Genomic DNA, 14589 nt, shown 5'->3' on the forward strand with positions numbered 1-14589 from the left:
GGTCACCGTCCGGCCTGGAAGAAGGTGGTCTTGGACGACGCCGCCCGGGCCCGCTGGGTGGCCTTGAGCGCCTTCTTCTCGGCGGCGGCGTCCTTGTCGCGCATGAGGAACCGCTGCACCGAGGTGAGCACGATGATGATCGCGAACAGCACGAACGACATCGCGGCCGCGCGGCCCCACTGGCCGCTGACGAACGCCGAGGTGTAGCTGAGGAACGCCGGGGTGAGCGTGGTCTTGGCCGGGTTGCCCTGGCTGATCAGGTAGACCTGGTCGAACACCTGCCAGGTGCCGATCAGGCCCAGGGTGATGACGAGGAACAAGGTCGGCCGCAGCGCCGGCAGCGTGACCGCGCGGAACCGCTGCCAGGAGTTGGCGCCGTCCATCACCGCCGCCTCGCGGACGTCGTTGGGCACGTCCTGCAGCGCGGCCAGGAACATCAGCATGTAGCCACCGGCCGACGTCCAGACCACCAGCAAGATCAGCGCGGCCAGCGCGATCGACGGCCCGGACAGCCAGTCCCACCAGGACAGCCCGAGCGGGCCGCCATCGGTCAGCGCGGCCGGCGGGGAGTCGGCGTCCCAGAACCCGAGGCCGTCGCCGATCAGGTGCAGCAGGCCGCGGGAGTCGCTGAACCAGTTGGGCCCGTCGATGCCGACCAGGCCGAGCAGGCCGTTGACCGCCCCGCCGCCGGTGAACAGGAAGATGAACACCAGGCTGATCGCCACCGAGCTGGTGACGGTCGGGAAGTAGAACGCCGTCCGGAAGAAGCCCTTGGCCCGGATCTTCGAGTTGAGCACCAGCGCCAGGCCGAGCGCGATCGCCGTCTGCAGCGGGACCACCAGCAGGACGTACCAGGCGTTGTTGCGCAGGGCGGTCATGAAGTCCTGCCGGGCCAGGCCCGGCTCGGTCAGGATCGCGGCGTAGTTGTCGAACCCGACGAAGCCGACCTGGCCGGTGAACGGCGATCCCCGCCCGCGCCAGTCGGTGAGGCTGACCCAGAACGCCATGAGGATCGGGATCAACACGAAGAGCCCGATCAGCACGAGCTGCGGGGCGGCGAAGGACCAGCCGGCCCGCCCCTGCCCGGCCCGGGACGAGCTGCGCCCCGACCCCCGCGGGGAGGCGGTCGCCAGGGCCCCTGCGGGAGCCGGGGCCGCGGTCATCCGCCGATCGCCTGCTCGAGGTTGGTCTGGGTGGACTGCAGGATCTCGGCCGGGTCACCGGTCTCGATCGCCCCCAGCTGGCTGTCGAAGTCCTGCAGCACCGGCTCGACGCCCGGTGCGTTGACCGGCCCCTGCGCGTAGTCGGCACCCGCGATGTAGGCCTCCCGCTCGGGGAACTGCTGCAGGTAGGCGTCGGCCAGGGACTGGCGCGAGGGGAGCACACCGGTGTCCTGGGTCAGCGGGGTCATCGCGTCGGCGCCGGTCAGGTAGGTGGCCAGGTCGACCGCGGCGTCCTGCGCGTCGCTGTCGGCGGCCACGGCCAGGCAGTTGGTGAACGACAGCGTGCCCGAGCCGCCGGGGCCCTCAGGCAGCGGGACGACGGTGTAGCCGACGTCCGGGTAGTCGTTGGCCATGCCGCCGACCAGCCAATTGCCCTCGATGGTCATCGCGGCCTTGCCGGTGCCCAGGGCCTCCACGCCGTCCCCGGCGTCGACGTCACCCGGGAAGCTGAAGCTGCCGGCCTGCAGGTTGGTCTGCAGGTACTGCAGCGCCTCGAGGTTCTCCGGGCTGTCCGCGGTGACCTCGCCGCCGTCCTCCGACAGGAACCAGCCGCCGCCCTCGACCATGAACGCACCGACCCGGTCCCGGGTGGCGTTGACGACCAGGCCGGTCTGCTCGCCGGTGGTCAGCCGCTGGGCGACCGTCGCCAGCTGCTCCCACGTGGTCGGGTAGTCGGCCTCGGTCAGGCCGGCGGCCGACCAGGCGGCGTCGTTGATCTCCAGCGCCAGGGTGGAGAAGTCCTTGGGCAGGCAGTACTGCGTGTCCTGGTAGGTGAACGCGTCGACCAGGTTCGGGTAGAAGTCGTCGAGGTCGTCGACCTGGTCCAGGTAGGGGAACAGGTTGCCGGCGTCGGCCTGGTCGGCCAGCCGGCTGGCGTCGAGGTAGAAGACGTCGGGCGGGTTGCCGCCGGCGAAGCCCTGGGCCAGCTCCTGGGAGAGGTCGGCGGCGACCTGGACGTCGACGGTGTTGCCCGACTCCTCCTCGTAGGCGTCGACCTGGGACTGCACGGCCTGGGTCTCGGCGTCGCCGGAGCTGGCGATGAGCATGGTGAGCGAGGCGCTGCCCGACTCCTGCTGCTCGGCGCCGTCGTCGAAGCCACCACCGCAGGCGGCGGCCAGGGACAGCGCGGCGACGGCGACGGCGGCCTGCGCGGACCGGCGGATGGGGTGTCTCACTCGGGGTTCCTCCTCTGCGGTCGGCCGTCGGCGTCGGTGCCGTCGGCCGGGTGGTGCGGGGTGGGTCGGGTGGTCAGTGGGTGCCGGACGGCGGGAACGGCAGGCTCGCCGCGGACGGCGCGGCGTCGTCACCGCGCTGCGAGCTGGCCCGGACGACCAGCCGCGGCGGCAGCAGCACCGGCTGGTCGGCGGCCGGGGAGCCGGGCGGGCCGGGGTCCAGCTGGCCGCGGAGCAGCTCGATGCAGGCCGCGGCGGCCGCGACGACCGGCTGGGCGACCGAGGTGAGCCCCAGGGCGGCGGCGACCGGGCTGTCGTCGAAGCCCACGACGGCGACGTCCCGGCCGGGTCGGCGGCCGAGCTCCTGGACGGCGCCCAGCGCGCCGAGGGCGAGGGAGTCGCTGGCGCAGACCAGGGCGGTCACCCCGCGCGCGGCGAGCAGGCCGAGGGCGGTGGCCTGGGCGACGGCGAGATCGTCGGGGAGCCCGGCCTCCAGGCCGGCGACGGGCAGGCCGGCCGAGGACATGGCGTCCACCCAGCCGGCCCGCCGGTCGTCGCCGGTGCCCGAGCCGGCCGGCCAGCCGAGCCAGGCGATCCGGGTGTGCCCCTGGGCGACCAGGTGCTCGACGGCCGCGCGGGTGCCCGCCGCGCCGTCGACGTCGACCCAGCTGCGCCCGTCCGGGTCGTCCCAGGGCCGGCCGAAGCTGGCCACCGGCAGCCGGCGGCGGCGCAGCCAGGCGGTGCGCGGGTCGCCGTGGGAGGTGCCGGTCAGCACGAACGCGTCGACGGCGAAGGAGGCGACGAGCTCGTCGTAGGCGCCCACCTCGGCCTCGGCGTCGTCGGCGGTGAAGAGCACCAGCCGCTGGCCGGACTCCTCGGCGCTGCGGGTCAGCGCGTGCAGGAACTGGTCGAGCACGCTGCCGCCGAAGGCCTCGCGGACCGGCTCGATGCGCATGGCGATGAGCTGCGACCGGTGGCTGCGCATCTGCTGGGCGGCCCGCAGCGGGCGGTAGCCGACCTCGTCGATGACCGCCCGGACCCGGTCCAGGGTGGCCCCGCTGACCAGGTGCGGTGCGTTGAGCACGTTGCTCACGGTCTGCTTGGAGACCTGGGCGAGCGCAGCGACGCTGGCGAGCGTGGGCCGCTCGACGCCGTCGTCGGGGTGCATCGCTGTCTCCTTTGGACCGATCCAAGTGATCGGAGGCACAGTGCGCCGGGTGCAGGGTGGCTGTCAAGTGCGAGCTCGGTGCAGCTTGTGCGATCCGGCCGGGTTCGGGTTGGATCGGTCGAATGACGAGCGACGCGGGCCTGCAGCCGACCGTCCACGAGCTCGACGTCTGCCTGCGGGCCCCGGTCACCGTGCTGTCGGCGCGGGACGGCGCGGTGCGCGGGCAGGGCGCCGAGGGGGTGTTCTGCGGCGACGTCCGGGCGCTGTCGGTGGTCGGGGTGACCGTGGCCGGTCGTCGTCCCGACGGCATCGGCGGGGGCAGCACCGGTCCGGGCACCAGCACGCACGTGGCCGTCGTCCGCGGGCTGGGCGACCCCGGCCCGGACCCGACGGTCCGGCTGGAGACCGTGCGCACGCTCACCGCCGACGGGCTCACCGAGACGCTGCGGCTGGTCTCCACCGCCGCCGCACCGGTGACCGCCGAGGTGGTGCTGACCCTGGCCACCGACCTGGCCACCGTGGAGGAGGTCAAGAGCGGCCACCTGCGCCCCCTGCTGCGCCCGGACGGCGACGGGTGGTCCGGCCGCGGGGTCACCGTCGCGGTGCCCGGCCTCCAGGTGGACGGCGAGGTGGGCCGGCTGCGCTGGTCGGTCGTCGTCCCGCCGCGGGACGCCGTGGAGCTGACCTGGTCGGCGACCGTCACCGACCCCGGCGGGGTGACCACGGCCCCGCGCACCGCGGCCAGCTGGTCCACCCCGCGGGTCACCGCCGACGACTCCCGGCTGGCCGCGCTCGTCGAGCAGTCCCTGGAGGACCTGGCCGGGCTGCGGATGACCACCACGAGCGACCCGGACGACGTCTTCGCCGCCGCCGGGGCCCCCTGGTACCTGACCCTCTTCGGCCGGGACAGCCTCTGGACGGCGCGCTTGCTGCTGCCGCTGGGCACCGAGCTGGCGGCCGGCACGCTGCGCACCCTGGCCGCCCGGCAGGGCACCCGCCGGGACGACGCCACCGGCGAGGAGCCGGGCAAGATCCTGCACGAGATCCGCCGTCCCCCGGTGGCCGAGGAGGGCACGACCCCGTTCCTGCCGCCGGTCTACTTCGGCACCGTCGACGCCACCCCGCTGTGGGTCTGCCTGCTGCACGACGCCTGGCGCTGGGGCCTGGACCCGGCCGTGGTCACCGAGCTGCTGGACCCGCTCGAGCGGGCGCTGGGGTGGCTGGCCACCGACGGCGACCCCGACGGCGACGGGTTCCTGGAGTACCTGGACCGCTCGGGCGCCGGGCTGGCCAACCAGGGCTGGAAGGACAGCGCGGACTCCGTCCGCTTCGCCGACGGCACGATCGCCGAGGGACCGATCGCGCTGTGCGAGGCGCAGGCCTACGCGCACGAGGCGGCCCTGGCCGGTGCGCACCTGCTGGAGGCGTTCGGCCGGCCCGGCGCCGACCGCTGGCGAGCCTGGGCCGCCGACCTGGCCGAGTGCTTCCGCGGCGCCTTCTGGGTCGCCGACGCCGAGGGCCGCTACCCGGCGATCGCGCTGGACGGCGCCAAGACCCCGGTGGACGCCCCGACCTCGAACATCGGCCACCTGCTGGGCACCGGGCTGCTCACCGCCGGGGAGTCCGCCGAGGTGGCCGCCCGGCTCGGGTCGCCGGCGATGGACTCCGGGTTCGGGTTGCGCACGATGGCCACCACCGCCGGCGGCTACGGCCCGCTGACCTACCACTGCGGGTCGGTCTGGCCGCACGACACCGCGATCACGCTCACCGGGCTGGCCCGCGACGGGCACGACGCGGTCGCCGGGTCGCTGGCCCGCGGGGTGCTGGCGGCCGGGGAGTCCTTCGCCTGGCGGCTGCCCGAGCTGTTCGCCGGCGACGGCTCGGACGTCGTCCGGCGAGCGCTGGCCTACCCGGCCTCCTGCCGGCCGCAGGCCTGGTCGGCGGCCGCCGCGGTCGCCGTGCTGACCGCCGTGCTGGGGCTGCGGCCCGACGTCCCGGCCGGCCGGCTCGTCGTCCGGCCGCTGCAGCCGGCACCGCTGGGCGCGGTCCGGGTCGAGGGCCTGCGGATCGGGTCCGACGACGTCACGGTGACCGTGTCTGCCGACGGCGCTGTCGAGGTGACTGGCTTCTCCGGGGAGGTCGCCGTCGGCTGACCAGGCTCGCCGGGCGCCGCGGCCCCGCGGGTGGTGGAGTTGGGGCGATGACCGTCCGCCCGTCCTGGCACGCCCGATGGCGGTCGGAGGCCCGTTTCCTCATGGGATCGGTGCGGCGGGGCCTGCGCGGGCGGGACCTCGCGCTGATCGCGGCCGGGCTGACCTTCTACGCCGGCATCTCCGTCGTCCCGCTGCTGCTGCTGGCCCTGGCGCTGACCTCGCTGCTGGCCGGTGCCGACTGGGTGCGCGGGAAGCTGGACCTCCTCGGCGGGGTGCTGCCCGACCAGCTCGGCGCCCCGGACGCCCTCGCCCGGCTGGCCGAGGCCGGCACCACGATGACCCTGCTCGGCGGGGTGCTGGCCCTGCTGCCGATGACGTTCTACGGCGAAGGGCTGCGGCGGGCGCTGCTGCGGTTCACCGACGAGCGGGACACCTACACCGGCTGGCGCGGCCGGCTGGCCGTCGTCCCGCTGCTGCTGGTCTCGCCGTTCCTGCTGTACCCGGTGCTGCTGGTGGTGCCGGTGCTCGCCGACCTGCAGGCCACGGCCGGGTTCGGCGCGCGGGTGGGCGGGGTCGCGCTGGGCTTCTACTCGGTGCTCTTCGCCCTGGTCGGGCCGCTGGTGTGGGGGTTCCGGTTCGTCGCGGCCGGGATGCTGCGCTGGGGCGCGGTGCTGGTCGGCGCGTTCTTCACCGCGGCGTCGCTGGCCGGGTTCCTGCAGGGCTTCGTGCTCTTCCTGCGGCTGCCGCTGTCCATCGGTGCCCCGTTCGGCGGGCTCGACGTGGTCGGCGGGGTGGTCGCGCTCGGGCTGTGGCTGTTCCTGCTGCACCTGGTGGTGATCGCCGGCTGGCTGCTCACCCAGGCGCTGGACCAGCGGCTGGCCCGCGGGCGGCCCTGAGCGCGAGCACGACCGGCGCGACCGAGCCGGGCAGCAGCACCTTGCCCGGGCCGGGGAGGACGACGTCCAGGGTGACGCCGTCGGCCGGCCGGTAGGGCTGCGTCGCGAGCAGGGGCCCGACCGCGCGGCGCAGCCGGGACACCTCGGCCCGCACCGTCACCGTGCGCGCCGGGTCGCCGAACAGCGCCCCGGCGAGCTCGGCGGCGGTCAGCCCCTGCGGGGCGCGGGCCAGAGCGAGCAGGATCTCGGCGTGCCGCGGGCCCAGGACGTCGACCCACGACCCGGTGGGCGCGTCCACCCGGAGCCGGGGCCGGTCCCCGGCGAGGTCGAGCAGCACGGCGGTGTCGGCGCCGGACAGGTCGTCGTCGTCCAGCCGGACCAGCCACCCGCCGGGCAGCGGCTCCACCCGGCACGGGCCCAGCACCGGCAGCAGCCGGTGCCCGCCGTCCAGCCCGGCCGGCAGGGCCACCCGGGCCGGACCGGCGAACCCGGTGGCCGCCGCGGTGCGGCCGTCGTGGGCCAGCACCAGCGCCCGTCCCTCGGCCCGGGCCAGCAGCGGACCGGCGATCCGGCGAAGCTGCTCCAGCGACCGGTCGTGCGCGGCCCGCACCTCGTGCTCGGCCAGCGCGGCGACCGCCGACACCAGCGCGAGCACCCCCGGGTGGGCGGTGCGCGCCGGCCCGGACAGGTCGACCACGCCCAGCAGTGCGCCGCCGACCGGGTCGCGCAGCGGGGCGGCGGCGCAGGTCCACTGCTGGTGCCCGTCGACGAAGTGCTCCCCGCCGTGCACCCCGACCGGGGTCCCCAGCACCAGGCAGGTGCCGATCGCGTTGGTGCCCACGGTGGGCTCGTCCCAGGCCGCCCCGGGGACGAACCCCAGCCCGTCGGCGCGGCGCCGCACCTCCGGCGCCCCGCCCTGCCACAGCACGGTGCCGTCGGTGCCGGCCACGACCAGGAGCTGGCCGGAGGCCCGGGCGACCGGTTCCAGGCGGTCCCGCAGCACCGGGATCACCGGCGCCAGCGGCCCGGTGAACCCCAGCCGGGACCCCTCGGCGTCCGACACCCCCGCCGGTCCGCCGGCCCCGCCCGGGTCCACGCCCGCCGCGGCCACCCGTCGCCACGACGCGTCGATGAGGGGGCGGGGCACGGCACCAGGGTGTGACCTGGACCACCGGGAGCGCAACCCTTCGCAACCCTGCTGCAGCGACCGGCGCGGGTGTGGCATGGACCCCGGGACGGCGACGAGGCCGTCCGAGCGAGGAGGCACCCGCATGACGCAGACCCTGGAACGCCCCACCGACACCCCCGCCGCCCGCGTCGCCGCATGGCTCGACGCCTTCCAGGCCGCCCTGGACGCCCGGGACGCCGACGCCGCCGCCGAGCTGTTCGCCCCCACCTGCTTCTGGCGCGACCTGATCGCCTTCACCTGGAACATCACCACCGCCGAGGGCCGGGACGCCGTCCGGGCCCGGCTGACCGAGGTCACCGACCGGGTCGCCCCGACCGGCTTCCGGGTCACCGAGGGCCAGGAGCCCACCGGTGCGGACGGCGTCGACGAGGCCTGGATCCACTTCGAGACGTCGGTCGGCCGCGGGCGCGGGCACCTGCGGCTCCAGGACGGCAAGGCCTGGACGTTGCTCACCACCCTGTACGAGCTGACCGGCCACGAGGAGCCGGCCGGTGCCGGCCGCCCGCGCGGCGCCGAGCACGGGGCGAACAAGGACCGGCAGACCTGGCTGGAGCGCCGCGAGGCCGAGGCCACCGAGCTCGGGTACACCCGCCAGCCGCACGTGCTGGTGATCGGCGGGGGCCAGGGCGGGATCGCCCTCGGCGCCCGGCTGCGGCAGCTCGACGTCCCGACGATCGTCGTCGACCGGCACGCCCGGCCCGGCGACCAGTGGCGCAGCCGCTACAAGTCCCTCTGCCTGCACGACCCGGTCTGGTACGACCACCTGCCCTACCTGCCGTTCCCGGAGAACTGGCCGGTGTTCGCGCCGAAGGACAAGATCGGCGACTGGCTGGAGATGTACACGAAGGTCATGGAGCTCAACTACTGGAGCTCCACCAGCGTGGAGTCGGCGTCCTGGGACGAGGCCGCCGGGCACTGGGACGTCGAGGTCGTCCGGGACGGCGAGCGGCTCACCCTGCACCCGACCGAGCTGGTCTTCGCCACCGGCATGAGCGGCAAGGCCCGTATGCCGCGGTTCCCCGGGATGGACCGGTTCCGCGGAGAGCAGCAGCACTCCTCCGCCCACCCCGGACCCGAGGCCTACCGGGGGAAGAAGGTCGTCGTCGTCGGGAGCAACAACTCCGCGCACGACATCTGCGCGGCGCTGTGGGAGCACGGCGCCGACGTCACGATGGTGCAGCGCAGCTCCACGCACATCGTCACCAGCCGCTCGCTGCTGGGCACGATGGAGGGCCTGTACTCCGAGAGCGCCGCGGCCGCCGGGGTCACCACGCACCAGGCCGACCTGACCTTCGCCTCGCTGCCCTACCGGATCATGGGCGAGTTCCAGAAGCCGCTCTACGACCAGATCCGGATCGACGACGCCGACTTCTACGCCCGCCTGGAGGCCGCCGGCTTCCAGCTCGACTTCGGCGACGACGACTCCGGCCTGTTCCTCAAGTACCTGCGCCGGGGCTCGGGCTACTACATCGACGTGGGTGCCTCCGAGCTCATCGCGGACGGCTCGGTGAAGCTGGTCGGCGGCCAGGTCCGCGAGCTGACCGAGGACGCCGTCGTCCTCGAGGACGGGACGACGCTGCCGGCCGACCTGGTCGTCTACGCCACCGGCTACGACTCGATGAACGGGTGGGTGGCCGACCTCATCGACCAGGAGACCGCCGACCGGCTGGGCAAGGTCTGGGGCCTGGGCTCGGACACCACCAAGGACCCGGGCCCGTGGGAGGGCGAGCAGCGCAACATGTGGAAGCCCACCGCCGTCCCGCACCTGTGGATGCACGGCGGCAACCTGCACCAGTCCCGGCACTACTCCCTGTACCTGGCCCTGCAGCTCAAAGCCCGGTACGAGGGCATCCCCACCCCGGTGTCCGAGCCGGCCGCCGTGCACCACACGAGCTGAGGAGCGCGCGATGAGAGCAGCACGCTGGCACGCCCGGGGGGACATCCGGGTCGAGGACATCCCCGAGCCGGATCTCCGACCCGGGCACGTGGCGATCGACGTCGCCTGGTGCGGGATCTGCGGCAGCGACCTGCACGAGTACCTGGAGGGGCCGATCTTCATCCCGCACGGCACCCCGCACCCGGTGTCGGGCGAGATGGCGCCGCTGACGATGGGGCACGAGTTCTCCGGGACCGTGACCGCGCTGGGCGAGGGCGTCACCGACCTCGCGGTGGGCGACGCGGTCGTCGTCGAGCCCTACGTGATCGCCGACGACGTCGACACCACGCCCGGCCAGCCGTACCAGCTGTCGCACGACATGAACTTCATCGGGCTGGGCGGCCGCGGCGGCGGGCTGAGCGAGAAGGTCGTGGTCGACCGGCGGTGGGTGCACCCGGTCGGGGACATCCCGCTGGACCAGGCCGCCCTGGTCGAGCCGCTGGCCGTGGGCTACCACGCCTACCGGCGCAGCGGGGCCGGCGCCGGGGACGTCGCGCTGATCGGCGGGGCCGGCCCGGTCGGGCCCCTGCTGGCCGCCGTCCTGCGGGCGGAGGGGCTCACCGTGGTCGTGACCGAGGTCAGCGCGGCGCGCAAGGCCAAGGCGCTCGAGACCGGGGTGGCCGACCACGTGCTGGACCCGACCGAGGGGTCGGTGGCCGACCGGGTGCGCGAGCTGACCGGCGGTCGGGGTGCCGACGTCGGCTTCGAGTGCTCCAGCGTGGACGCCGTCCTGGACACCCTGCTGGACGGCGTCCGGCCCGGCGCGGTGATCGTCAACGTGTCGATCTGGGGGCACAAGCCGGCGGTGGACCTGCAGAAGCTGGTGCTCAAGGAGATCGACCTGCGCGGCACGATCGCCTATGCCGGCGACCACCCCGCCACGATCGAGCTGGTGCGCAGCGGCAAGGTCGACCTGGCCCCGTTCATCACGGCGAGGATCGACCTCGCCGACCTGGTGGAGCAGGGCTTCGAGACGCTGGTCCACCGCAACGACACCCAGGTCAAGATCCTCGTCCACCCCTGAGGCGGGTCGAGTGCACGACTGCGGTGGTCTCCGGGGCTCCGGGACCACCGCAGTCGTGCACTTGGCGTGCGGTCAGTTGGTGGGCTGACCGGGGATGGACGGCGGGCCGGCGCCCGGGCCGCCCGGTCCCGGTGCCGGTGGTGCCGGTCCGGGTGCCGGGGGCGCGGGTGCGGGNCCCCGGCCGGCGGGCGCGCGGTGGTCGGCCAGGTGGTCACCATCCGGGTCAGCAACGGCGCCGGGGGTGTGTAGGAGGCGCCGTTGCTGACCCGGATGGTGACCACCTGGCCGACCACCGCGCGCCCGCCGGCCGGGGGGCTGGTGCCCAGCAGCGAGCCGGACGGCGTGCTGCCGTCCACGGTCACCGTCTGCGGCACGACCCCGGCGTCGGCCAGCGCCGTCCGGCAGGAGCTGACCGAGCCGCAGCCGGGCACCGGCCGGGTGTTGCCGTTGACCACGGCCGGGTCGGCGGGCGGGAACTCACCGCTGCCGCGGGCGTCGAGGATCGGCGCCATCGCGGCCCGCCAGATGGTCGCCGGCTTGTTGCCGCCGAAGCCCCCGACGTCCTGGTTCAGCTTGGGGTTCAGCACCATCACGCTGGCGGTGATCTCGGGGGTGTAGCCGACGAAGGCGGCGGAGAAGTTGTCCTGCGACGTCCCGGTCTTGCCGGCGATCTGGTGCCCGGCGACGTAGGCCCGGGACCCGGTCTGGCCGGGGTTCCCCGGCTCGACGTCCCGGCGCAGGATCTGGTTGATCGTGGTGGCCACGCCGGGCGCGATGGCCTCGGGGGTGCACTGGTCACCGCGCACCAGGGGCTGGCCGTCGGCGGCGAGCAGCGGCTGGCCGGCGCGGTCCAGGACGGCGGTCACCGGGGTGACCAGGCAGCGGGTGCCGCTGGCGGCGAAGGTCGAGTACGCACTGGCCAGGGCCAGCGGGCTGGTCTCCTCGGCGCCGAAGGTGAACGAGCCGCGGTTCTCGTCGATGACCTGCTGGGCCAGGCCCGGCCGGCTGAACTGGAACAGCCCGGCCGCCTCGGCCATCCGCACCGGCTCCTCGACGCTGCCGAGGGCGTCCTCCAGGGCGAGGAAGTACGTGTTGGAGCTCTGGTAGAGCGCGGTCGACAGGTCCAGGGTGCCCGAGTACCGGCCGGCGTTGCGCACGTCGTAGGGCTCCGCGCCGTCCCGGTAGACCCGCGAGACGTAGGGGTCCGAGGTGGTCAGCGTGTAGTACTGCGAGTACTGCCGGGCCAGCGCGGCGGCCGCGGTGAACACCTTGTAGGTCGAGCCCGACCCCTGGCTGGCGGCCACGTTGAGGTTGTAGGACTCCTGCGCCGGGTCGGTGACGTCGTAGCCGAACACCCGGTTCACGCTCATCGCCAGCAGGTGCCCGGTGCCGGGCTGGACGGCGGTGAACATCCCGGCCAGCGAGTCGCCCATCGGCAGGGTCCCCAGGACCGCGGCGTCCCCGGCGCGCTGCAGCTCGGGGTCCAGCGTGGTCTGGATGGTCAGCCCGTCGTGCTCGAGCTGCTCCTGGGTCAGGCCGAGGGTCTGGGTCAGGTAGCGCTGCACGAAGTCGCAGACGAACGGGCCCACCGCGGCCTGCACGCACCCGCGCGGCGGCGCGGCGCCCAGCACCAGGGTGAGCGGCTCGGCCTGCGCGGCGGCGGCCTCGTCGGGGGTGACCATGCCCTGCTCGGCCATCCGGTCGAGCACCTGGTCGCGCCGGGTCGTGGCCGCCTCGGGGTTCACCGTCGGGTCGTCGCTGGTGGGGCTCTGCGCGAGCCCGGCCAGCATCGCGGCCTGCGGCAGCGTGAGGTCGACGGCGTCCACGGAGAAGTAGATCCGCGAGGCGGCCTGGATCCCGTAGGCGTTCTGGCCGAAGTAGACGATGTTCAGGTAGCGGGTGAGGATCTCGTCCTTGCTGTAGGTCTCCTCCAGCGCCAGGGCCAGCCGGGCCTCCCGCAGCTTGCGGTCCAGCGTCTGCTCGGTGGCCGCCGCGGCCTCCTCCGGGGTGTCCGCGGTCTGCAGCAGCGTCTGCTTCACCAGCTGCTGGGTGAGCGTCGACCCGCCCTCCTGCACGTCGCCGGCGGACAGGTTGGTGACCGCGGCCCGCAGCGTGCCCTGCACGTCGAGCCCGTGGTGCGAGTAGAACCGGGCGTCCTCGATGGCCACCATGGCCTGCTTCATGACCTCGGCGATCCGGTCGCCGGTCACCGGGGCGCGGTTCTCGTCGTAGAACCCGGTGATCGGCTCGCCGTTCGCCGCGGTCATCACCGTGTTGCCGGCCGGCGTCCGGTCGGTGAGCTCGACCGGCAGGGCATCCAGCAGCGAGGCCGAGTTGCGGGCCGTGACGCCGAGCCCGCCGACGACCGGGAACAGCACCGCCGCGACGAGCACCCCGGCCAGGACGACGGCGGCCAGCAGCTGGACCAGCGTGCCGATCCGGCGGGCCACGCCCATGTCCCACCTTCCTCGCAGGTCACCGGGGTCCCACAGAACCAGAGAACGCAGATGTTCCACAACCATGCCTTGTCCGGCAAGGCATGGCCGGATAGCTTGTCCAGCATGGCATCGCTGACCGAGCCCGCGGCCTTCGTGCTCGCGGCGCTGGCCGACCAGCCCCTGCACGGGTGGGGCATCACCGCGGAGGTGGAGCTGTTGTCGGCCGGCCAGGTCGCCCTGCGGGTGGGCACCCTCTACGGCCTGCTCGACCGCCTGACCGCCGAGGGTCTGGTCGAGCCCGACCGGGAGGAGCTGCACGCCGGCCGGACCCGCCGCTACCACCGGCTCACCGACGCCGGCCGCCGCGCGCTGGAGGCCGAGGCGGTGCGCCAGGAGGCCAATGCTCGCGCGCTGCGCGCCCGGCTGCGGGTGCGGCCGGCATGAGCGCCGTCCCCACCCTCGAGGACCGCTACCGGCGCCTGCTGCGCGCCCTCCCCGAACCGGCCCGCAGTCGCTGGGCCGACGAGATGACCGACACCTACCTGACCGCCACCTGCGCCCACGACCCGGAGTTCGCCGAGTTCGGCTCCCCGGACCTGGCCGACCGCCTCGACGTCTGGGGTCTGGCGCTCCGGCTCCGGCTGGGCGGGCCGGGGTCCTCCGCCCGGGCCTCGCTGACCGGCGCCACGGTCCGCTGGGTCGCCCTGCTGGGCACCCTGGCCGCCGCCGCCCCGGCCGCCCTGGCCCAGCTCGCACGCACCCTGGACCCGGGCCCGCCCTGGGTCACCGGCTGGCACGTCCCGTTCAACACGCTGGCCGCGGTGCTCGCGGTGGCGGTGTTCGGGTGCCTGGTGCACGGCTCGGTGGTCGCCCGGGCGACGGCCGGGGCGCTCCTCGCGCTGCACCTGTTCGCCGCCATCACCACCAGCGCCCCGATCGGATCCACCGTGGCGTTCCTGCTCCCGGCCGCCGTCCCGCTGCTGGCCGCCCTGGCCGTGGACCCGGTGCGGGTGGACCGACCCGGGTGGTGGTGGGCCGGCGCCCTCGGCGCGCTCCTCCTCGTGGGCGGGCTGCCCTACCTGTCCCTCCTGGCGCCGGTCTGGCTGACCTCTGACGCCGTCGCGGCGGTCGGGCTCACCGTCGTCGGCGCCGTGGCCGTGGTGCGGACCGCCGCCCCGGCCGCGGGTGCGGTCGCCGTCCTGGGGCTGCTGACGCTGCCCGTCCTCCTGCTCCCGCTGGTCGTCGGCGGCGGGCCGGCCGGGTACGTCGCCGTCCAGGCCGGGGCGGTGGCCCTGCTCGCCGCGACCACCGTGGTCTGCGCCGTGACCGCCGTCCGCGCGGTGCGCCGGTTGCCGTCCCCGAGGACCTGACACCCGGGCCGAGACCTGCG

General features: G+C 74.8%; 10 protein-coding genes and 1 pseudogene. 6 read left to right on the forward strand and 5 right to left on the reverse strand.

Going from position 1 to position 14589, the window contains the following annotated elements; translation table 11 throughout:
• Positions 1 to 2: 2 nt before the first annotated feature.
• The 3 genes from LFA75_RS08935 to LFA75_RS08945 form a co-directional block, all read right to left on the reverse strand.
• A complete protein-coding gene (locus LFA75_RS08935; RefSeq protein ID WP_225233292.1) occupies positions 3 to 1163 on the reverse strand; it encodes a carbohydrate ABC transporter permease in 1161 nt (386 codons plus the stop codon).
• Positions 1160 to 2398: a sugar ABC transporter substrate-binding protein gene (locus LFA75_RS08940; protein ID WP_225233293.1), complete on the reverse strand. Its 1239-nt coding sequence runs from the start codon at positions 2396 to 2398 to the stop codon at positions 1160 to 1162. Before LFA75_RS08940 ends, LFA75_RS08935 begins: the two co-directional genes overlap by 4 nt.
• A gap of 73 nt (positions 2399 to 2471) precedes the next feature.
• The gene (locus LFA75_RS08945; RefSeq protein WP_225233294.1) at positions 2472 to 3563 is read right to left on the reverse strand and encodes a LacI family DNA-binding transcriptional regulator; all 1092 of its coding nucleotides are present in this window, start codon (positions 3561 to 3563) and stop codon (positions 2472 to 2474) included.
• Between the two features lie 122 nt (positions 3564 to 3685).
• Between LFA75_RS08945 and LFA75_RS08950 the strand changes: the two genes are divergently transcribed.
• Together LFA75_RS08950 and LFA75_RS08955 are read left to right on the forward strand one after the other, a co-directional pair.
• Positions 3686 to 5716 (forward strand): glycogen debranching N-terminal domain-containing protein, encoded by a 2031-nt coding sequence (locus tag LFA75_RS08950; RefSeq protein ID WP_225233295.1) that lies wholly within the window; start codon positions 3686 to 3688, stop codon positions 5714 to 5716.
• Positions 5717 to 5763: 47 nt separating this feature from the next.
• Positions 5764 to 6612 (forward strand): YhjD/YihY/BrkB family envelope integrity protein, encoded by an 849-nt coding sequence (locus LFA75_RS08955; protein ID WP_225233296.1) that lies wholly within the window; start codon positions 5764 to 5766, stop codon positions 6610 to 6612.
• On the opposite strand, the gene LFA75_RS08960 is transcribed toward LFA75_RS08955, so the two are convergent.
• Positions 6569 to 7759 (reverse strand): GAF domain-containing protein, encoded by a 1191-nt coding sequence (locus LFA75_RS08960; protein ID WP_225233297.1) that lies wholly within the window; start codon positions 7757 to 7759, stop codon positions 6569 to 6571. The two genes, LFA75_RS08955 and LFA75_RS08960, sit on opposite strands and share 44 nt — an antisense overlap.
• Before the next feature lie 124 nt (positions 7760 to 7883).
• Between LFA75_RS08960 and LFA75_RS08965 the strand changes: the two genes are divergently transcribed.
• Positions 7884 to 9698, forward strand: a complete 1815-nt coding sequence (locus LFA75_RS08965; protein WP_225233298.1) for a flavin-containing monooxygenase — start codon at positions 7884 to 7886, stop codon at positions 9696 to 9698.
• A gap of 10 nt (positions 9699 to 9708) precedes the next feature.
• The gene (locus tag LFA75_RS08970) at positions 9709 to 10761 is read left to right on the forward strand and encodes a 2,3-butanediol dehydrogenase (protein ID WP_455428458.1); all 1053 of its coding nucleotides are present in this window, start codon (positions 9709 to 9711) and stop codon (positions 10759 to 10761) included.
• A 569-nt stretch (positions 10762 to 11330) separates the two neighbouring features.
• On the opposite strand, the pseudogene LFA75_RS08975 reads toward LFA75_RS08970, so the two are convergent.
• A pseudogene (locus LFA75_RS08975) lies at positions 11331 to 13283 on the reverse strand (transglycosylase domain-containing protein); the annotation flags it as partial.
• 39 nt (positions 13284 to 13322) lie between these two features.
• Between LFA75_RS08975 and LFA75_RS08980 the strand changes: the two are divergent.
• Together LFA75_RS08980 and LFA75_RS08985 are read left to right on the forward strand one after the other, a co-directional pair.
• Positions 13323 to 13643, forward strand: coding sequence for a PadR family transcriptional regulator (locus LFA75_RS08980; protein WP_225233300.1), 321 nt, complete (start codon positions 13323 to 13325; stop codon positions 13641 to 13643).
• Complete coding sequence (locus LFA75_RS08985; RefSeq protein WP_225233301.1) at positions 13640 to 14569, forward strand: hypothetical protein; 930 nt, start codon at positions 13640 to 13642, stop codon at positions 14567 to 14569. Before LFA75_RS08980 ends, LFA75_RS08985 begins: the two co-directional genes overlap by 4 nt.
• Positions 14570 to 14589 lie beyond the last annotated feature (20 nt).

This window comes from Klenkia terrae (genome assembly GCF_900491935.1).
GTDB classification, from domain to species: Bacteria; Actinomycetota; Actinomycetes; order Mycobacteriales; family Geodermatophilaceae; genus Klenkia; species Klenkia terrae.

Bases quoted from the DNA above. Each gene is read 5' to 3' on its own strand.
- LFA75_RS08935 (WP_225233292.1), bottom strand. From the start codon at position 1,163: ATGACCGCGGCCCCGGCTCCCGCAGGGGCCCTGGCGACCGCCTCCCCG.
- LFA75_RS08945 (WP_225233294.1), bottom strand. From the start codon at position 3,563: ATGCACCCCGACGACGGCGTCGAGCGGCCCACGCTCGCCAGCGTCGCT.
- LFA75_RS08950 (WP_225233295.1), top strand. From the start codon at position 3,686: ATGACGAGCGACGCGGGCCTGCAGCCGACCGTCCACGAGCTCGACGTC.
- LFA75_RS08955 (WP_225233296.1), top strand. From the start codon at position 5,764: ATGACCGTCCGCCCGTCCTGGCACGCCCGATGGCGGTCGGAGGCCCGT.
- LFA75_RS08965 (WP_225233298.1), top strand. From the start codon at position 7,884: ATGACGCAGACCCTGGAACGCCCCACCGACACCCCCGCCGCCCGCGTC.
- LFA75_RS08970 (WP_455428458.1), top strand. From the start codon at position 9,709: ATGAGAGCAGCACGCTGGCACGCCCGGGGGGACATCCGGGTCGAGGAC.
- LFA75_RS08980 (WP_225233300.1), top strand. From the start codon at position 13,323: ATGGCATCGCTGACCGAGCCCGCGGCCTTCGTGCTCGCGGCGCTGGCC.
- LFA75_RS08985 (WP_225233301.1), top strand. From the start codon at position 13,640: ATGAGCGCCGTCCCCACCCTCGAGGACCGCTACCGGCGCCTGCTGCGC.